The organism is Neorhizobium petrolearium (genome assembly GCF_029854435.1).
GTDB lineage: Bacteria > Pseudomonadota > Alphaproteobacteria > Rhizobiales > Rhizobiaceae > Neorhizobium > Neorhizobium petrolearium.
Genome location: NZ_CP123000.1, coordinates 246,266 through 263,131, shown reverse-complemented (window position 1 = coordinate 263,131; position 16,866 = coordinate 246,266). Strand labels below are relative to the sequence as shown.

Genomic DNA, 16,866 nt, shown 5'->3' with positions numbered 1-16,866 from the left:
CGGGCCCATTTTCCTGTTGTTAGCTGTTGGAGCCGCCGAGCGTCCTGATGGCATCGTTCATCGAAGACTCGCTGTCGCGCATGAGTGCCGAAATGCTCTCGAAGGCCCGGTTGACCTGGATGAGTTCCGTCATCTCGCCGATACCGTTGACGTTGGACTGTTCGACATAGCCCTGGACCACCGAGTTCTCCATGCCTTCCAGAACCGGCTGCGGGGTATCTACGAAGATGATGCCTGAATTCTCGTAACGGTTGAAACCCTTGGAAAGGTCGGCCGTGAAGAGACCAACGGTGGCAACCGGCTGGTCGTTCTGCATGATGATGCCATCCGCACCCACCGTCGGCGGGCCGGCTTCGCGGTTGAGCTGGATCGGTGCGCCCCCCGCATCGAGAACCGGAAAACCCTGGCTGGAGCGAAGCTGCCCGGTCTCGTCCATGGTGAAGCGACCGTCGCGGGTCAGCACTTGGCCGGCCGGGGTGTCGATCGCGAACCAGGCATTGCCCTTGATGGCGAAATCCAGCGGATTGCCCGTTCTCTGGAGTTCACCGGTGCGGGTCGACAGATAATCGTTGCCCTGGGTGACGAAGGCAATCTTCGCGCTGATATCGTTCTGGGTTTTGCTCAAGACCTCGTCGAACTTGACTTCCGTCGAACGGAAACCAACGGTGTTCATGTTGGCCATGTTGTCGGCGATCGTGTTCAAGCGGCGCTCGAGCGCGATTTGTGAAGAAATGCCGACATAAAGTCCGGACTGCATATCATTTGCCTCCGAGTTTCAGGTTATTGATCGAGATCAGAAGGTCCGTTGAAATCCCGTTCGAGGGAGCATTGAATGGCGCCAGGGGGTCAGAGGTGTCGGACGGATTTTCGAGTTCCCACATGGCGGTGAAGCGCTCCAGGAATTTGCCGACCTTGGCCGGATCCTGAAAATCCTCGATGCTGACGGCATCTTCGATATACTCGGCCTGACGGTCGAGATCGGCGCCGATGATCTCGTCCGGGAGTTGCAATGTGGTGCGCAGGACTTCCGAGAGCGCGTCGTCGGCGAGGATTTCCATGCCCGACTTGATCGTCGGCGCCATGCGTTCAAAATAAAGGGCAAGGCGAACGCCCATGTTGTCCTCGCCCGCCTCCTCTTCCAGCGTCTGGCGCTGGAACTTGTCGACAACGCCTTTCTGCGCTTTGTCAAAGGATGTGGCTGTCGATCCGTAGGCGGCGAAATTCAGAGATTCGACCAGCGACGCATAACGACTGTCGGAGAGCTTGTTGGCAAAGGCGTTCTCATCGGCGGTGCCTTCCGTCAAGGCCTTGCGGATGAAGGCCTTGGCGTAGGCCATGTCCTCGAGGCCATGAGCCTTCAGCGCGTAGTTGTAGACGCGCGTGTCGGCCATGAAATCGTCGACCGTCTTGATGCTGCCTATCCTGGAAAGGTAATATTCCGTCTCACGCGCAACATCCGGCTTCTCTGCAACGCGGGCCAGCGACTTCGGCAGATCGCGGCTGATCATCGTGTAGCTGGTATAGGTCGTGATCACGATGGCTCTCTACCCCGGGTCCGCGGAGCGGCGGACGGCGCTGCGGAGCGGGCAATCCGATCCGATCATGGCGAGAACTATGCGCGAAGACTTGTGCGAAGCTGTTCCTGTCCCCTTCGAATTCGCGATTCCTCAACCAGCCTCACGCAAGCCAGAAGCCGTATCCCGAGACCATACGAAAACGATCGGGCACAGGTACGCGATGAATATTATTATCGGATTTGTCATCTCCGTTGGCTGTATTCTCGGTGGCTTCATGGCCATGGGCGGCCATGTCGACGTGCTTGTTCAGCCCTTCGAGCTCATGATCATCGGCGGCGCAGGCGTAGGCGCCTTCATCATGGGCAATCCGATGAAGGTGGTGAAGGATTCCGGCAAGGCGATGGGGGAAGCCTTCAAGAACGCCGTTCCCAAAGAGCGCGATTACCTCGACGTTCTCGGCGTACTCTATTCCTTGATGCGCGACCTGAGGACCAAGTCGCGCAACGAAATCGAAGCACATATCGACAATCCGGACGAATCTTCGATCTTCCAGACCGCCCCGACCGTGCTGAAAAACAAGGAACTCACCGCATTCATCTGCGACTATGTGCGGCTGATCATCATCGGCAACGCTCGCTCCCACGAGATCGAGGCCCTGATGGACGAGGAGCTCGACACGATGCTCCAGGACAAGATGAAGCCCTATCACGCGATCATCGCAATCGGAGATTCCTTCCCGGCCATCGGTATCATCGCGGCCGTCCTCGGCGTCATCAAAGCAATGAGCAAGATCAATGAATCGCCTGAAGTCCTCGGCGGCCTCATCGGCGCGGCGCTCGTCGGCACCATGCTCGGCATCTTCCTGTCCTACTGCGTCTGCAACCCGCTTTGCTCGCAGATCAAGATCGTCCGCAACAAGCAGCAGCGGCTCTACATCATCGTCAAGCAGACCCTGCTTGCCTACATGAACGGCTCCGTACCGCAGGTCGCGCTCGAATACGGACGCAAGACGATTTCCAACAAGGAACGACCCTCGATCGACTCGGTCGAGCAGGAAATGATGAATCCTGGTGGTGAAAAGGCGGCATGATGACGACCAATCAAACGACCCAGCCAACTGCGCCGGGGATGGACCTGGCGCTTCTCGCAAAGCTGACCGGCGGCCTCGGCGACAAGAAGACGATCGAAAGCATCAGCAGCGAATTCGCACAACTGTATATGGAGTTCCTGCCGGACGTCTTTCACAGCGAAACCGGCATACGGATCGGCGTCTCCTACGTGAGCTGCACGTCGGGCCTGATGAACGACCTGATTGCCGATCTCGGCGACGGTTTCGCCCTATCCGATGGGAGCCTTCGCAACTGGTCTCCGAATTTTGTACTCGCCTGCGGCAACAGTTTCGTCATCGCGCTGATGGAATTGATGCTGGGTGCCGCCGCCGACACGGTCACGCAGCCCATAGACCGCCCGCTCTCCGATATCGAACTCGATCTTGCCGTGATGGTTTTCGAACGGATCGCCAATGTGCTTCGTTCGGGCGTCAACGCGCCGGGCGGTTTCGAAGCCAGCCTGGAGCGCCCCCACAACGCAGAAGACAGACCGAAGCCTGAAGAAATTGACCGTCCCGAGTTCGGCGTGGCGATCCGCATGGCACTCGAACTTGGAGCAATTACCTCGGAATTCGCGCTCATCATCCCGCAGAGCGCATTTCTCAAGACAAAGGTTGTGGCACCGAAAGCCAGGGCGCAGGTGTCGAAGGCCAGGCAGGAGTGGGCGGATCGCATGAACGAGCAGGTTCGCCGCTCGCATGTGACCCTCGAGGCCCGCATCCGCCTGCAGAAGCTGACGCTTGGCACGATCGCGCGGCTCGCTGCCGGCGACGTGATCGCCTTCCAGGACAAGGGGGATGTCCGTGCCCAGGTCAGCGCCAACGGCAAAGATATGTATTCGTGCGAATTTGGACGATCCGGCGAGCGTTATACAGTCCGTGTAAAGGATAATATCAGTACCGACGATGAAATTTTAAGGCACCTGATAGGCTAGACCCGGTTCCGTCCGCGCCATGACAAGGCAGGCTGACGCAAGTTTCAACAGGAATAATGATCGCATGGCTACGAAGAAGACATCTTTCACCGACGACCCGCTGATGCCTGTCGGCAATGAGGCCGAACTGGATCAAGCAATCGATGATCTGCGCGGCGTCCTGAAATCTGACGCCGACGGCGAAGTGCCGGGCTTCGATGCCGATTTCAGCGCGTCCGGCACCAGCGATTTTTCAGCCGATGCTCCATCGTTTGGTGGCGGTTTCGAAACCCAGGCTGCAAGTTTCGGCGAAGATGCGGATTTCGGCAGCGGCGATTTCGGCGGCAACGAGTTCGGCAGCTCATCAACCGGTGCCACCTATCAGGAGCCGGGCAGTGCCCTTGATGCCAACCTCGACCTGATCATGGATATCCCGATCGACGTTGAAATCGTGCTCGGAACAAGCCGCATGCAGGTCTCCGGACTGATGAGCCTTGAAGAAGGCGCCACGATCGCACTCGACAAGAAGATCGGCGAGCCTGTGGAAATCGTGGTCAATGGCCGCCGCATCGGCAAGGGCGAAATCACCATCCTGGAGAATGATGACACCCGCTTTGGCGTGAGGCTGATGGAAGTGCTGAGCACGAGAAGAACCTGATCCCTGTTCGGGACAGAGAAGGAAGACCATGATGGACTTTGAGGATTTCGGCGGTAGCGCACTTTCTACGACACCGCTGTCCCAAGCCGAAAAAGCGGCTGCAATTCTTCTCGCCATGGGCAAGGGCGTCGCCGGCAAGCTTCTCAAATATTTCACCCAGAGCGAGTTGCAGAATATCATTGCTTCGGCACAGGCGCTCCGCGCGATCCCGCCCGATGAACTTCTTCAGGTCGTGAACGAGTTCGAGGACCTTTTCACCGAGGGAACCGGCCTCATGGACAATGCGGCAGCGATCGAGGGCATTCTCGAAGCTGGCCTGACCCCGGAAGAGGTGGATGGGCTGCTCGGCCGCCGCGCCGCCTTCGAGGCCTACCAGGCCAATATCTGGGACCGGCTGCAAGATGCCGAGCCTGCGTTCGTGGGCAAGTTCCTGTCGCGCGAACATCCGCAGACCATTGCCTACATCCTTTCGCAGATGCCCTCCAGTTTCGGTGCGAAAGTCCTGCTTCAGCTCCCCGAGAGCCGTCGTGCCGACATTATGAACCGTGCCGTCAACATGAAGGACGTCAGCCCCAAGGCGGCGCAGATCATCGAAAACCGGGTGATCGAGCTGATCGCCGCAATCGACGCGGAGCGCAACGCCAACGGCTCGAACAAGGTTGCCGAGCTCATGAACGAACTCGAGAAGAACCAGGTCGATACCCTGCTCAACTCGCTCGAAACGATCAGCAAGGAATCGGTCAACAAGGTCCGCCCGAAAATCTTCCTCTTCGAAGACCTCCTGTACATGCCGCAACGCAGCCGCGTCATGCTGCTCAACGATGTGGCGGCAGACATTCTCACCATGGCACTGCGCGGCTCGAACAACGAGATCAGGGAATGTGTCCTTTCGGCGATCAGCCCGCGCCAGCGCCGCATGATCGAAAGCGATCTCGCCGTCCAGGCTCCGAACCTCAATCCGCGCGAAGTGGCGATCGCCCGCCGCGCCGTCGCACAGGAAGCAATCCGGCTCGCCAACTCCGGCCAGATTCTTCTCAAGGAAGAAAAGAAGGACGAAGAAAAGCCGGCGGAAGCCGCCTGATACGGAATGATGCACGAGGAAGGGAAACGGGGTGGGGCGATCCTCACTCCGTTTTCGTTGCGGTTGGCGCTGCCATCAATCCCGCAACCCACAGTCTTTTTGTTGACTCGATTAGCGGGTAGCCGGCGATGCGATAACATCGCTGGCGGCGGCGGCCGATTCGTTTGAGCCACGTCCCCGCAACCCAAGATCGATTGGTCCCGCGCCGTGTCGGATGAAGACAAGGACAGCAAAACAGAAAACCCCACCGCCAAACGAATGACCGAGGCGGCGGAAAAGGGTAACATACCCTTTTCGCGGGAAGTGCCGCTCTTCGCCTCCATCCTTGCCTTTTATGTCTTCCTCGTCTTCTTCCTTCCGTCAGGGATAATGCGGGTCGGCGAAACGCTGAAGGACCTTTTCGAGCAACCGGATCAATGGCGGCTGGAGAACACGCCGGACGTCGTCTCGCTTGGTGTCCACCTTGCCTGGGCGATCGCGGCCTTGCTGGTTCCGGCCATGCTGCTCTTTATTGTATTCGGGCTGGCTTCGTCGTTTGCGCAGAACATGCCGTCGTTGGTGCTCGAACGTGTGCGGCCACAAATTTCCCGGCTTTCGCCGATGAAGGGCTTTAGCCGGATCTACAGCATTCCGGGGCTGGTGGAGTTCGGCAAGTCGCTCTTCAAGATCCTGATTGTCTCGATCATCATGTATTTCGCATTGCGGGGCGAGTTTTTCGCCTCGCTGGATGCGATGTTCTCCGATCCTCAGGTCATTCTCGTCAAGCTGGACACGATTATCAGAAAGATGGTGATCGTCGTCATCCTTTCCGCCGGCTTCCTGGCGGTCGTCGACGTCCTGTGGACCCGTCATCACTGGTACAACCAACTCAAGATGACCAAACAGGAGGTCAAGGACGAATATAAGCAGGCGCAGGGCGACCCGATCGTCAAGTCACGTCAGAAATCGGTGGCTCGCGACCGAGCACGCCGCCGCATGATCAACAATGTGCCTCGCGCCACGCTCGTCATCGCCAACCCGACTCACTATGCCGTTGCCTTGCGATACGTGCGCGAGGAGAACGATGCGCCCGTGGTCGTGGCCAAGGGGCAGGACCTGATTGCCCTCAAGATCCGTGAAATAGCCGAAGCCAACGGCATCCCTGTTTTCGAGGATCCGCCCCTGGCACGCTCCATGTTTGCGCAAGTCTCAGTGGATAGTGTCATTCCACCAGCCTTCTACAAGGCTGTGGCAGAACTTGTGCACCGGGTCTACGCATCCCGGTCTCTGAAAAAACGGGCACGCTGAGCGTCATGAAAAAATGCACCTATTCCATCGAACGGGAAAAAATCGTCGCACAAGCAATCAGTCCGGTGGCTTCCGAGCTTCGCCTGCTCGATGCAGGCGACCTCATCTCGCTTTTACGCCTGGAGTGCTACGGCAGCCTTGCCGATCTCGTATCGTCTGCTGCCGAACTTTATTTTCATCCCGGTACGGTGAGCTTTGGCGCTGGTGGCGATTACAAGCTCGAATGGGACGGTGCGCCGGAGGTCGTCCTTGATCTCGAAATCAAGCCGCGCGGCGTTTCGGTTTACGCGCGCCTGACGCTAGCCTACAGCAAGGCCGGCCTGGAGATCGACCACATCTCCTTCCAGGAGCCCATGGACAATCCGGACGACAACACCGCGTTCCTGGCGAGAAGCCTGCAGGAAGCCAAGTTTGCGAGAACCGGCGCATCCTCCATGTGAGGAACGTTCATGTGAGGAACGTTACGGGGCGGCATCCGGGCCGCGCTTCTGTTTCCGGAAAATCAGTGGATATAACCGAGCCGAATAGCCTTGGCGATCGCCTGGATACGATTGACCGAATCGAGCTTTATGGTCGCCGAACCCAGATAGGCATTGACGGTATGGACGGACAGGCCGAGCTTCTCGGCGATCTCCTCGCTGATCCGGCCGTCGCCAGCGAGCTGAAGGCAGGCAATCTCGCGTTCGCTCAATGACTCGGCCGGCACGCTGCGGCGCTCATCGAGCGCCAGCAGATCCATCATGACCTGGCAGCTTCTGACATGCTGATCAATGATGGCATCACTCGAGAACTCCATGGATGTGGCGACAAATGTCACATATCCGTTGCCGAGAGCTCCAAGTCGCACCGGAAACGCAATTCCCGAAAAGGGCACGACATCGGAAGGCAGCCGACGGGTCAGTGGGGAAAATTCCCCCGCGTCGGCAAAACTGGTATTCTCCGATCCATTCCAAATCAGCGGCAGCAGGGAAATTTCGATATGGTCGAGCAGGATTTCCCCATAACCGCTGATCAACTGGTTGCCGCTTTCGACCATGCCGGCCGCCCAGTTGTCCAATTCGCAGACGAGCTTGCGCTTGTTGGGCAGACCGGCGCCGGCGATGCGGAAAACCGCAAAATTGCGCGCCTTGAGATTCTTCTGCATGGCGGTGAGCTTGGGAAAGATATCCGACCGGCTCGAAGCGCGTTGGAGGCGCAGATACTGGATGCTTCCAGGTCCGTCTGCCGTGCCGCTGCGCGAATAACCCATTGAAAATCAGCCCCTACACCAGATTGTTCCGTACCGCGTAGGCAATCGCCTCGGAACGGGTTTTTGTTGCGGTCTTGCGCATCACGCTTGTGATGTAGTTGTTGATGGTGTTGCGCGATATGCCCAGGATCACGGCAATCTCGTCACTGGTCTTTCCCTCTGCGATCCAGAAAAGACACTCCAGTTCCCGCTCCGTCAACTCGAAATCCCGCTCGGTCCTGACGTCAGCACTCTCGGCAAAACTCGCGCCATAGGCGGCCAGCAGCCCCACTTCCCTCAGACGCTCCTGCGACAGTATGGTGCCTTCCAGGAAAAGCAGCATCAGCGAGAACCGCGTTCTGCCAACGCAGAACGTCAAAGAGCAGTATTGGCGGCTGATGTCGTCGGGCGGTGTCACATCGTCCGGTAAAAGCGCGAAACTCGGAGTCAGCAGGGAAAGGCATTTCTCAAGCTCGGTGGAGCGCGCGTAACCGCTGGCGAGTTCAGAGCCCAGACGCCGAACGAGATCGAAAGGCCAATTCGACGTGACGATAAAATCGAGGCCCTGTTCCTGGATCAAATCATAGCGGGCAAGAAGGAAGTGGGAAGCGCCGACATAATCCGCCAGCAGGCGCATCACCCCTTGAACATTGTTCGAACTCGTCACCACTGCGAGGCGGCGAGCCAGTTGCTCACGCGACAGGACCCTGGAGCCGGCAGCCTCTCTCAGGGAGAGCCCTTCCGTTGTCTTGTCTACCCCCGATAACTCCATCCGTTATCTACTCCCCGCCACGCCACGCATTTCCTGATGAATACGCGCATCGCGGCATTTCTGACTGACGCACAACCGTCCCAACGCCGAAACGATCCCGAATTTCCGGACGAATCACCCAAAGGGGCCTTGTTCATAGCCGCTTCTGCTTCTCGCCCGTAGCTGGATAGCGCGGCAGGTCCACCCTCCTCGGACCCTCAGAACTCACCGTGCGAATCATGGTCATTGTAGGAGAGACGTTATCAATTACCATCATCCGAAGGCAGGATTTCCCCAGCTACCCTCCTCCTCCACTGATTCGCGGTTCAGAAGAATTGGCCAAGTGTGTGGCACCACTGAAAAGAAAGGGGCCGGAATGTATCCGGCCCACACGATCATATTTTCGTGATAGGTTGTCAGGCAGCTTTTTCGATGGCCCATTTGCGAAGAATCTTTGCGGCGCGCTCTTCGGAAATCTCGACCATCCGGGCAAGACGTTTCTCCGGGCCTTCCTTGACGCGACGGTTGAAGCCTTCGCCTTCGCCGCTGCCCAGAATATCGTCCGAACTGTCGAAGCCGAAATCTGCGCCGAACCCTTCCATAAGCGACGGACTGCCGCCGGCCGGAGAGAAATCCGGCAATTCGAGCCCGGCGCCTTCGGTCGCAACTTCGCCCGCCACGCCGGTGCCGCTGACGGTGCGGATGAGCGGGCGCAGACCGAGCCAGACCACCAGGAAGGCAACGAGGACAAAGGCGAGCGAATTGATGATGCCACCCACGTTGCGTGTCAGCGTCTCCATGAAACCCGGGCCGCTGGCAGCCTCTTCCAGAAGCTGATTCTCAAGGAAGTCCATAGCAGTCAACGTTACGACGTCGCCGCGCTCTGAACTGATGCCGGCAGCCGAAGAGACGATCTTCTGCATTTCGGCGAGATAGGCATCGATCTTGGCCTGATCGACCGGTTCGCCGACCATCCTCTCGATGCGCCCCTTGTTGACCACGACTGCCACCGAGACCTTTTCGATCTGATAGCTGTTGCGCGTCGTGGCGACGGTCCTCTGATTGATCTCGTAGTTGGTCTGCTCTTCCCGCTTGTCGGACTGATCGGAAGATTGCGGTCCTGCTGGACCTCCCTGCTCAGGAGCCGCCTGCGGTACGTTCTGCTCAACGGTTGCGGCGTTGTCATTCTGCATCTGCTGCGACTTCGCCGCTTCCTTGGTGGTGCGGACCGAACGCTCGACCCGGGAATTCGGATCATAGATCGTTTCCTGGATCTGCTGGCTGTCCGTGTTGAGCGTGGCCGTCACGCTGGAGCGGAAATTGTCCATGCCTAGGAAAGGAGCAAGCGCCTTGTCGATACTGTTTTCAATTTCCTGCTGCACATTCTGGACGATGCCCAGCGACTTGTTCAGCTCGCCGCCGGTCTCGTCACCGGAAGCAAGCAGCTGACCAGTGGAATCAAGAATGGTCACGTCATCCACATCGAGGCCGGGGACCGCAGATGCGACGAGATGACGAATCGATGAAGCGGCCTTGCGGCCGGCCGTTGCACTCGCCCGGATCATCACCGAGGCGGTCGGCTTCTGCTCACCTCTGCGGAAGTTTCCGACATCCGGCATTACGATATGAACACGGGCGGCGGTAACGCCGTTGATCTGCTGGATCGAGCGAGAGATCTCCCCTTCAAGGGCACGAACGCGAGTCACCTCCTGCATGAAGGAGGTGAGGCCCAACGAACCAACGTTGTCGAAGAGTTCATAGCCGGCATTGGTGCTGTTGGGCAGGCCACGTTCGGCGAGCAGCAACCGGGCTTTGCTTGTGCTGCCGACCGGAACCTGGATGCTCGAGCCATCCGTGCCGACTTCGAACGCCATGTTCGCTTCAGCCAACGCCATGCTGACCTGATTCAGGTCGGCGGTGTCCAGGTTGACATACAGCGTCTCGTAGGCGGGCTTGTTCACAAAGATGGCCGCAGCAAGAACGATCGCAATCGAAACGACGCCGACGGCGCCTAAAGCAATAAGTCGAGTCTGGCCGAGATTGGCCAGATTTTTAAAGACTTGTGAAAATTGAGCTAACAGATTCATTCTGTTCCCACATCGCCAAACACGGATATAGAGCTTCTGCCCAGGCGCACCCTAGAAAGCGAAGCTTGTGCGAGCGTTTCGCAGGCAAGAAGCCTTTGACGATTACGGATGGGATTTGAAGAAGGCTTCCGAGCTTCGATAGCTGGAAGAAAATGCGTCAGAAGAAATCGAAATCTCCAGCCGCCTTGCTCAGCGGCTGAGAATGACCGTGACGCAGGCCGTTTGCCAGTGCCTTCTGCATGTCGGCAAGCTTGACGAGGCTGAGCGCGGTGGAAACATCGACTGTCCAGTTGTCCGGAATCGTGCCGGTGATCGTGTCGATGAATTCGGCGATGCCGCGGGTCTTCTGGACCGCAAGGTCGATGCCCTGGAGAACCTTCATGCTGTCCGGCGACTGCAGGATGTCCTGACCGCCGATCTCTATCAGCTGAGGTTCGACCCGCTCGATCAGATAGGCGATGTCATGGAGTTCCGACACCAGCCGCATCAGGATTTCGGGAAGGGATTCCTCAAGGGAAGCAATAGACGGCGTGGCGATATCGTTCATAGCTTCCTCGTGATCAAAAGAATTCGATAGAGCTTTCGACCGGCTTTGGCGGCATGCGTATGGGACGCTCTTCCATAGCCACGGTCCGTTGGGTTTCAGCACCCGTCAGCGGATATTGACGAGCCCGGCCGCTGACTGGCCAGAACTCGAGCTTGCGCCCGTGCTCCCCGCCCGTTGAGGACCCGACCACCGGGATACCTTCATCCTTGAGAAACTGCATGGCGAATGCGGCATTCTGTTCGCCGACATTCGAGAAACTGGCAATCGTCTTGGCACCGCCGAAAATCTTCGCTTCCAAGCGGTCCCGCCGCGCCCCTTGCTTCAGAAGGCCGTTGATCAAAAGTTCCATCAGATGCACGCCGTAGCGTGTCGCATCACCGCCCGATGCCGTGGAACCTCCCGAGCCCGGAAGCAGGAAGTGGTTCATGCCGCCCACACCGGCGACAGGATCGCGAAGACAGGCAGCCACGCATGAGCCCAGGATCGTTGACAGGACGACGTTCGGATCGTTTACGACCTTGTACTCTCCCTGAATAATATGGACACGCCTGGCTGCAGCCGCGTCATTCATTTCAATGCTCCAAACACCGCTTCGATGGCGGCCTTCATCTTTTCGATGGTGAACGGCTTGGCGAGAACGTTGTTCGCGCCGAGCTGAGCCGCTTTCTGAACCAGGGCACGGTCGCCCTGGGCCGTCAGGATGATGAAAGCGGCCTTCTTGGTGTTCGGATTGCTGCGAACGGCCTGCAGGAAGCCGATGCCGTCCATCTTCGGCATGTTGAAGTCCGAAATCACCAGATGATGGGGCTGTTCGGCCATGATCTTCATGCCCTGCTCGCCGTCGCCGGCCGCAGTGATCTGTTTGAAGCCGAGCTGTGTCAGAGCATCGCTGAGCAGCAGGCGGCTGGTCACCTGATCATCGACGATCAGAACTTTGATTTTTTCAGCGAGAGACATTATTCGGTACCTTCTTTTCGGGCGGCAGTTAACTTCAACACTTCTTCTCCAATGGAGCCCAGCGGCAGTTGCTGCTCGACGGCCCCCATTTCATGGGCGACCCTCGGCATGCCGTAGACCACACAGGTCTTTTCGTTCTGTCCGATGGTGCGCGCACCTGCGCTACGCATCTTCAGCAGACCGGCGGCTCCGTCGCGTCCCATGCCGGTCAGGATAACCCCGACCGCATTGCGGCCCGCCAGATCCGCGACTGAATCGAAAAGGACATCCACTGAGGGCCTATGGCCGTTCACGGGTTCCTTTTCGATCAGTCGGCAACAAGGCGCCGACGGATTGACTACCTGCAGATGCCGGTCACCACCGGGCGCGAGATAGATCCTGCCGATCTCCAGCCGCGCGCCATCGGTTGCTTCCTGCACCACAGGAGCGCAGATACGATTAAGCCTGTCGGCAAAACTTTTCGTAAACGTCGACGGCATATGTTGAGTAATCACCGTCGGCGGGCAATTTTTCGGGAACTTTTGCAGTACCGCGATGAGAGCCTCCACGCCCCCGGTCGATGATCCGATCGCCACGACCTTGCGGCCGACGCGATATTCGGCTGCAGGAGCAGCAACCGGAGCCGGAGCCGGTCCGTTCCTGCGGTGACCGGACCGGGCAGCAGCCTTCACCTTTTCGGCGAGATCCATGAAGGGACGCACGTCCCCGGGAGCCGGCTTGCCGACACAATCGAAGGCACCGATCTCCAGCGCCGCGAGCGTCGCGTTGGCTCCCTGATGGGTCATGGCGGAGACCATGATGACCGGCATCGGACGCAGGCGCATGATCTTTTCGAGGAAGTCCAGCCCGTTCATGTTGGGCATTTCGATGTCAAGCGTGACGACATCGGGGTTGAGCTGCTTGATCGCCGCACGCGCCTCCAGTGCGTCGCCGGCCTGCCCTACTACACTAACCTCCGGATCGGAATTCAGGACGGCCGTGATCAATCCCCGCATGGTGGGCGAATCGTCGACGACCAGGACTCGTGCCGGAGCGCTCATGCTTTCCTCCCCGCGTTCTGACCGACATAGCGATAAGTTGTTATACCGATGTTATCGAACAGGTTTTTCGCGTCGCCAGAGACGCGTTCGGAATGGCCGATATAAAGATGTCCGCCTTCGGCCAGCAGCGAGGCGAACCGCGACCAGATCTTCATCTGCGTCGGCTCATCGAAATAGATGACCACGTTGCGGCAGAAGATGACATCGAAATTACCCTTGAATGGCCACTGCGCCATCAGGTTCAATTCGTTGAAAGTGATGAGTTTCTTGACGCGCTCATCGATCTGGAACTTGCGGCGGCCGTTCACCTCGACTTCGCGGAACCATTGCTTGCGCATGGCCGGCGTCATGGTTTCGAGCGCATTCTCGTCGTATATGCCGGCCTTGGCTGCTGCGAGGATTTTCGGATCTATATCCGTCGCGAGAATACGGAAGTCGTAATCCGCGGCATTGGGCAAGAGTGAGAGCACTGTGAGCGCGATCGAATAGGGCTCCTGACCGTCCGAACAGGCGGCCGACCAGATACGCACGCGGCCGCCGCTCTTGGCGCGATTGATCAGCCCCGGCAGGACCTCGTCGCGCAGATGCTCGAAATGGTGGTTTTCCCGGAAGAAGCGGGTGAAATTGGTCGTCAGGTGCGAAAGCATCTCGCGGCGGGCGACGGCACCGTCCGGCGAAGCCACCAGTGCGCAATAGTCCCTGAAGCCGCGCAACCCGAGCGCCCGGATATGCTTCGACAGACGCGAATAGACAAGCGAAGCCTTGGAATCGTTGAGATAGATTCCGGCATCCGCATAGATCATCGCCGCAATATCGGACAGGTCGCGGCGCGTCAGCGGATATTCTCCGCTCGCGAGCACGTCGTCCGGCGACTGCCGGCTTTCTACGGCGCCCAAAGGCTTCATGCAGCTTCGCTTTCCTTTTCCGGGAAGAGGGCATCAAGCTCGATCATGCAGATCATCCGCTTTTCGATCGCGAGAATTCCTCGGGCATATTGTTTCTCAAGGTCGGAAGAGACTTCCGGCACCGGCTGGATATTCTCGTCGGTAATCGTAAGAATATCGGAAACGGCTTCGACGAGCAGACCAACAACGCGAGTCTTCACCTGTGCCACGATGATCACGTGGCGTGCGGTGGGCTCCGCGTCCTTCATGCCCAGCCGGGCCGACAGGTCGACAATCGGCAGAACCGCACCGCGCAGATTGATGACGCCCATCACGTAGGGCGGCGCATGCGGCATCGGTGTTGCCGGCGTCCAGCCGCGGATTTCGCGGACGGACATGATGTTCACGCAGAATTCCTGATCACCGATACGGAAGGCGATCAATTCCCGACTTCCCTGAGTAAGGTTCTTCACGGCATACGACATAACCAACTGACCCGTCTTAACCCGTGGCTGCGAGTGACATTTCAGGCTTCAGTGCTATTTCTGGTTTAAGAGATTGGCCGCGCGAGGCCGCGACGACCGCATCGACATCGAGGATGAGCGCGACGCGACCATCACCCAGGATGGTGGCTGCGGCGATACCTGGCACATGGGTGTAGTTCGCTTCGAGCGACTTGATGACCACCTGACGCTGGCCCTGGATCGCGTCCACCATCAGAGCGCGCTGACCGCCTCCTTCCGATTCCACCAATAGCGCGACACCGTCGACCGGGTTCGCCTGGATGGCGCGGAAGTTCAGGATGCGGCCGACATCGACCAGCGGGCAGAAGGAGTTGCGGATCGAAATGAGCCGCTGGTTCGCACCGAAGGAATGGATGGCGGACGCTTCCGGCTGCAGCGTCTCTACAATTGCGGTGAGCGGCACGACCAGGGTCTGACCGGCGACCGTCACGACCATGCCATCGAGAACCGCGAGCGTCAGCGGCAGGCTCATCGTGAACGTGGACCCGTGACCGGGCCGCGATGAGATCGAGATGCGGCCACCGAGCGCCTGGATCGACCGCTTCACCACATCCATGCCGACGCCACGGCCGGAGATGTCGGAGATCTTGTCGGCAGTCGAGAAGCCCGGCATGAAGATCAGATTGTCGATCTCATCATCCGAGAGATTGGCATCGGCGGCAATGAGATCGTTGTCGATCGCCTTCTGGCGAACACGTTCGCGATTGATGCCGGCGCCGTCGTCCTGAAGCTCGATCAGGATGCGGCCCGAACGATGTTTCGCCGACAGCTTGACAGTGCCTTCCGGATTCTTGCCGGCCGCTTCGCGCTTCTCGGGTGTCTCGATGCCATGGTCGACCGCGTTGCGGATCATGTGAGTCAGCGGCTCGGCAAGCTTGTCGATGACCGTCTTGTCGACTTCGGTATTTTCACCCTCGGTGACCAGGCGGATCTGCTTGCCGACCATGTCGGCCACTTCGCGGACGATACGCGACATGCGCTGGAAAACCGGCTTCACCGGCTGCGCGCGGATCGCCATGACCGAGTCCTGGATCTCGCGGGTGAGCTGCTGCAGCTCTTCGAGGCCCATGTTGATCGAGGACGTGCCGTTCGTGTCGTTTTCGATGACGCTTTGGGACAGCATCGCCTGGTTGATGACGAGCTCGCCCACCAGGTTGATCAGGCGGTCGACGCGATCGAGATCGACACGGATCGTCTGACCGGCTGCAGCGGCAGCCGCAGCAGCGTTGTTCTGGGTTGCAGCAGCGGCGGAAGAGGCAGCATCCTTCTTTTCGGCGACGCGAGCGGCCGCGTCGGCGGCCTTCATGATGCCTGTCGCCACCTTGGCAGCCGAGACAGCCGCAGCCGCGGTTTCTTCGACAGCAGACGGCTCCACGGCCTTGTCCTCTTCCTCGGCGGCAGAGCCGTCATCGAGGATCGACAGATCGAACGGAACCGGGATCATCGGCAGTTCTTCATCCGTCGATGCTTCCTCGGCAAGCTTCACTTCGAGATCGCAATCCCACTCGGCAAACTCGAAGACCGTGCGGATGTCGTCCTCGCCCTTGTTGGTCTTCAGCGAAATCTTCCAGCTGAAATAGGAGGCTTCCGGATCCATCTTGTCGAGAGCCGGCAGGTCGTCCATATCGCAGGCGATGCTCATCTCGCCGATACGGGACAGATCGCGCAGCAGGAGCGCCGCCTCATTGCCCTTGGAATAGAGTTCGCGGCGCGGCTTGAAGGTCACTTCGTAGATCGAGCCTTCGAACGCCGGCTCCTCATCGTCGAAACCATCGAAGGAGAAGGGGATCGGCTGGAAACCGCTCTCATCCGTAGGCTTGGGAGTTTCCTCCTGCGGGGCGGCGGACGCGGCCTTCGCAGCCGGCTTCGGTGCCTCGTGACCTGATGCGGATGGCAGCTCGCCGTTGGCCAGCGCTTCAAGCTCCTTGACCAGGCCACGGGTTCTCGACTCGTCGACGCTGCCACCGTCGCGCGAAGCGCTGACGAGGTCGGCGAGCACGTCCGCCGATTTCAGCATGACCTTCAGCACATCCTGGCCGGGCTCCAGCTTGCCGGAGCGCACACAGTCGAGGGTTGTCTCGAAAACGTGGGCGAAGGAAACCAGATCGTCCAGACCGAAGGCGCCAGCGCCCCCCTTGATGGAATGAACGGCACGGAAAACGGCGTTCACCGTTTCGGGGTCGCGGTCCCCGTCGTTCAGCTTGAGAAGACCCGACTCCAGTTCAGCGAGTTGCTCTTCGCATTCCTGAAAGAAGATCTCTTTGATTTCGTTCATATCCATCG

At 58.8% G+C, this 16,866-nt stretch carries 18 protein-coding genes; 6 read left to right on the top strand and 12 right to left on the bottom strand.

Annotation, left to right across the window (positions count from 1 at the left end; translation table 11 throughout):
- Positions 1–19 precede the first annotated feature (19 nt).
- Positions 20–757: a flagellar basal-body rod protein FlgF gene (flgF, locus tag QEO92_RS01380; protein ID WP_037158783.1), complete on the bottom strand. Its 738-nt coding sequence runs from the start codon at positions 755–757 to the stop codon at positions 20–22.
- Position 758: 1 nt separating this feature from the next.
- Positions 759–1,535: a DUF1217 domain-containing protein gene (locus QEO92_RS01375; RefSeq protein ID WP_227701911.1), complete on the bottom strand. Its 777-nt coding sequence runs from the start codon at positions 1,533–1,535 to the stop codon at positions 759–761.
- Between the two features lie 202 nt (positions 1,536–1,737).
- Between QEO92_RS01375 and motA the strand changes: the two genes are divergently transcribed.
- The 6 genes from motA to QEO92_RS01345 all read left to right on the top strand — a co-directional run bounded on the left by motA (position 1,738) and on the right by QEO92_RS01345 (position 7,005).
- Positions 1,738–2,607, top strand: a complete 870-nt coding sequence (motA, locus tag QEO92_RS01370) for a flagellar motor stator protein MotA (RefSeq protein WP_037158790.1) — start codon at positions 1,738–1,740, stop codon at positions 2,605–2,607.
- Positions 2,607–3,560: a FliM/FliN family flagellar motor switch protein gene (locus tag QEO92_RS01365; protein WP_037159960.1), complete on the top strand. Its 954-nt coding sequence runs from the start codon at positions 2,607–2,609 to the stop codon at positions 3,558–3,560. Before motA ends, QEO92_RS01365 begins: the two co-directional genes overlap by 1 nt.
- A 64-nt stretch (positions 3,561–3,624) precedes the next feature.
- Entirely contained in the window at positions 3,625–4,197 is a 573-nt protein-coding gene (gene fliN / locus QEO92_RS01360; RefSeq protein WP_227701909.1) for a flagellar motor switch protein FliN, read from the top strand.
- A 28-nt stretch (positions 4,198–4,225) separates the two neighbouring features.
- The gene (gene fliG, locus QEO92_RS01355; RefSeq protein WP_227701908.1) at positions 4,226–5,278 is read left to right on the top strand and encodes a flagellar motor switch protein FliG; all 1,053 of its coding nucleotides are present in this window, start codon (positions 4,226–4,228) and stop codon (positions 5,276–5,278) included.
- A gap of 207 nt (positions 5,279–5,485) precedes the next feature.
- Positions 5,486–6,565: a flagellar biosynthesis protein FlhB gene (gene flhB, locus QEO92_RS01350; protein ID WP_037158799.1), complete on the top strand. Its 1,080-nt coding sequence runs from the start codon at positions 5,486–5,488 to the stop codon at positions 6,563–6,565.
- 5 nt (positions 6,566–6,570) lie between these two features.
- On the top strand, positions 6,571–7,005 hold the full coding sequence (locus QEO92_RS01345) for a hypothetical protein (RefSeq protein WP_037158801.1): 435 nt from the start codon (positions 6,571–6,573) through the stop codon (positions 7,003–7,005).
- A 62-nt stretch (positions 7,006–7,067) separates the two neighbouring features.
- On the opposite strand, the gene visR is transcribed toward QEO92_RS01345, so the two are convergent.
- The 10 genes from visR to QEO92_RS01295 all read right to left on the bottom strand — a co-directional run bounded on the left by visR (position 7,068) and on the right by QEO92_RS01295 (position 16,864).
- Positions 7,068–7,814 (bottom strand): transcriptional regulator VisR, encoded by a 747-nt coding sequence (visR, locus tag QEO92_RS01340; protein WP_037158804.1) that lies wholly within the window; start codon positions 7,812–7,814, stop codon positions 7,068–7,070.
- Between the two features lie 13 nt (positions 7,815–7,827).
- A complete protein-coding gene (gene visN / locus QEO92_RS01335) occupies positions 7,828–8,565 on the bottom strand; it encodes a transcriptional regulator VisN (RefSeq protein WP_227701907.1) in 738 nt (245 codons plus the stop codon).
- A 395-nt stretch (positions 8,566–8,960) separates the two neighbouring features.
- Positions 8,961–10,631 (bottom strand): flagellar basal-body MS-ring/collar protein FliF, encoded by a 1,671-nt coding sequence (fliF, locus tag QEO92_RS01330; RefSeq protein ID WP_037158810.1) that lies wholly within the window; start codon positions 10,629–10,631, stop codon positions 8,961–8,963.
- Between the two features lie 157 nt (positions 10,632–10,788).
- Positions 10,789–11,178, bottom strand: coding sequence for a chemotaxis protein CheT (cheT, locus tag QEO92_RS01325; RefSeq protein ID WP_227701906.1), 390 nt, complete (start codon positions 11,176–11,178; stop codon positions 10,789–10,791).
- 13 nt (positions 11,179–11,191) lie between these two features.
- Positions 11,192–11,749 (bottom strand): chemoreceptor glutamine deamidase CheD, encoded by a 558-nt coding sequence (cheD, locus tag QEO92_RS01320; RefSeq protein ID WP_037158813.1) that lies wholly within the window; start codon positions 11,747–11,749, stop codon positions 11,192–11,194.
- Complete coding sequence (locus tag QEO92_RS01315; RefSeq protein WP_037158816.1) at positions 11,746–12,135, bottom strand: response regulator; 390 nt, start codon at positions 12,133–12,135, stop codon at positions 11,746–11,748. The genes cheD and QEO92_RS01315 overlap by 4 nt, the downstream gene beginning before the upstream one ends.
- Positions 12,135–13,175 carry a protein-glutamate O-methylesterase CheB gene (cheB, locus tag QEO92_RS01310; RefSeq protein ID WP_210048552.1) on the bottom strand — a complete coding sequence of 347 codons (1,041 nt, stop codon included), beginning with the start codon at positions 13,173–13,175 and terminating at the stop codon, positions 12,135–12,137. Before cheB ends, QEO92_RS01315 begins: the two co-directional genes overlap by 1 nt.
- A complete protein-coding gene (cheR, locus tag QEO92_RS01305) occupies positions 13,172–14,080 on the bottom strand; it encodes a protein-glutamate O-methyltransferase (protein ID WP_227701905.1) in 909 nt (302 codons plus the stop codon). The genes cheB and cheR overlap by 4 nt, the downstream gene beginning before the upstream one ends.
- On the bottom strand, positions 14,077–14,544 hold the full coding sequence (locus QEO92_RS01300; protein ID WP_227701904.1) for a chemotaxis protein CheW: 468 nt from the start codon (positions 14,542–14,544) through the stop codon (positions 14,077–14,079). Before QEO92_RS01300 ends, cheR begins: the two co-directional genes overlap by 4 nt.
- 16 nt (positions 14,545–14,560) lie before the next feature.
- The gene (locus QEO92_RS01295; protein WP_227701903.1) at positions 14,561–16,864 is read right to left on the bottom strand and encodes a chemotaxis protein CheA; all 2,304 of its coding nucleotides are present in this window, start codon (positions 16,862–16,864) and stop codon (positions 14,561–14,563) included.
- Positions 16,865–16,866: the final 2 nt, after the last annotated feature.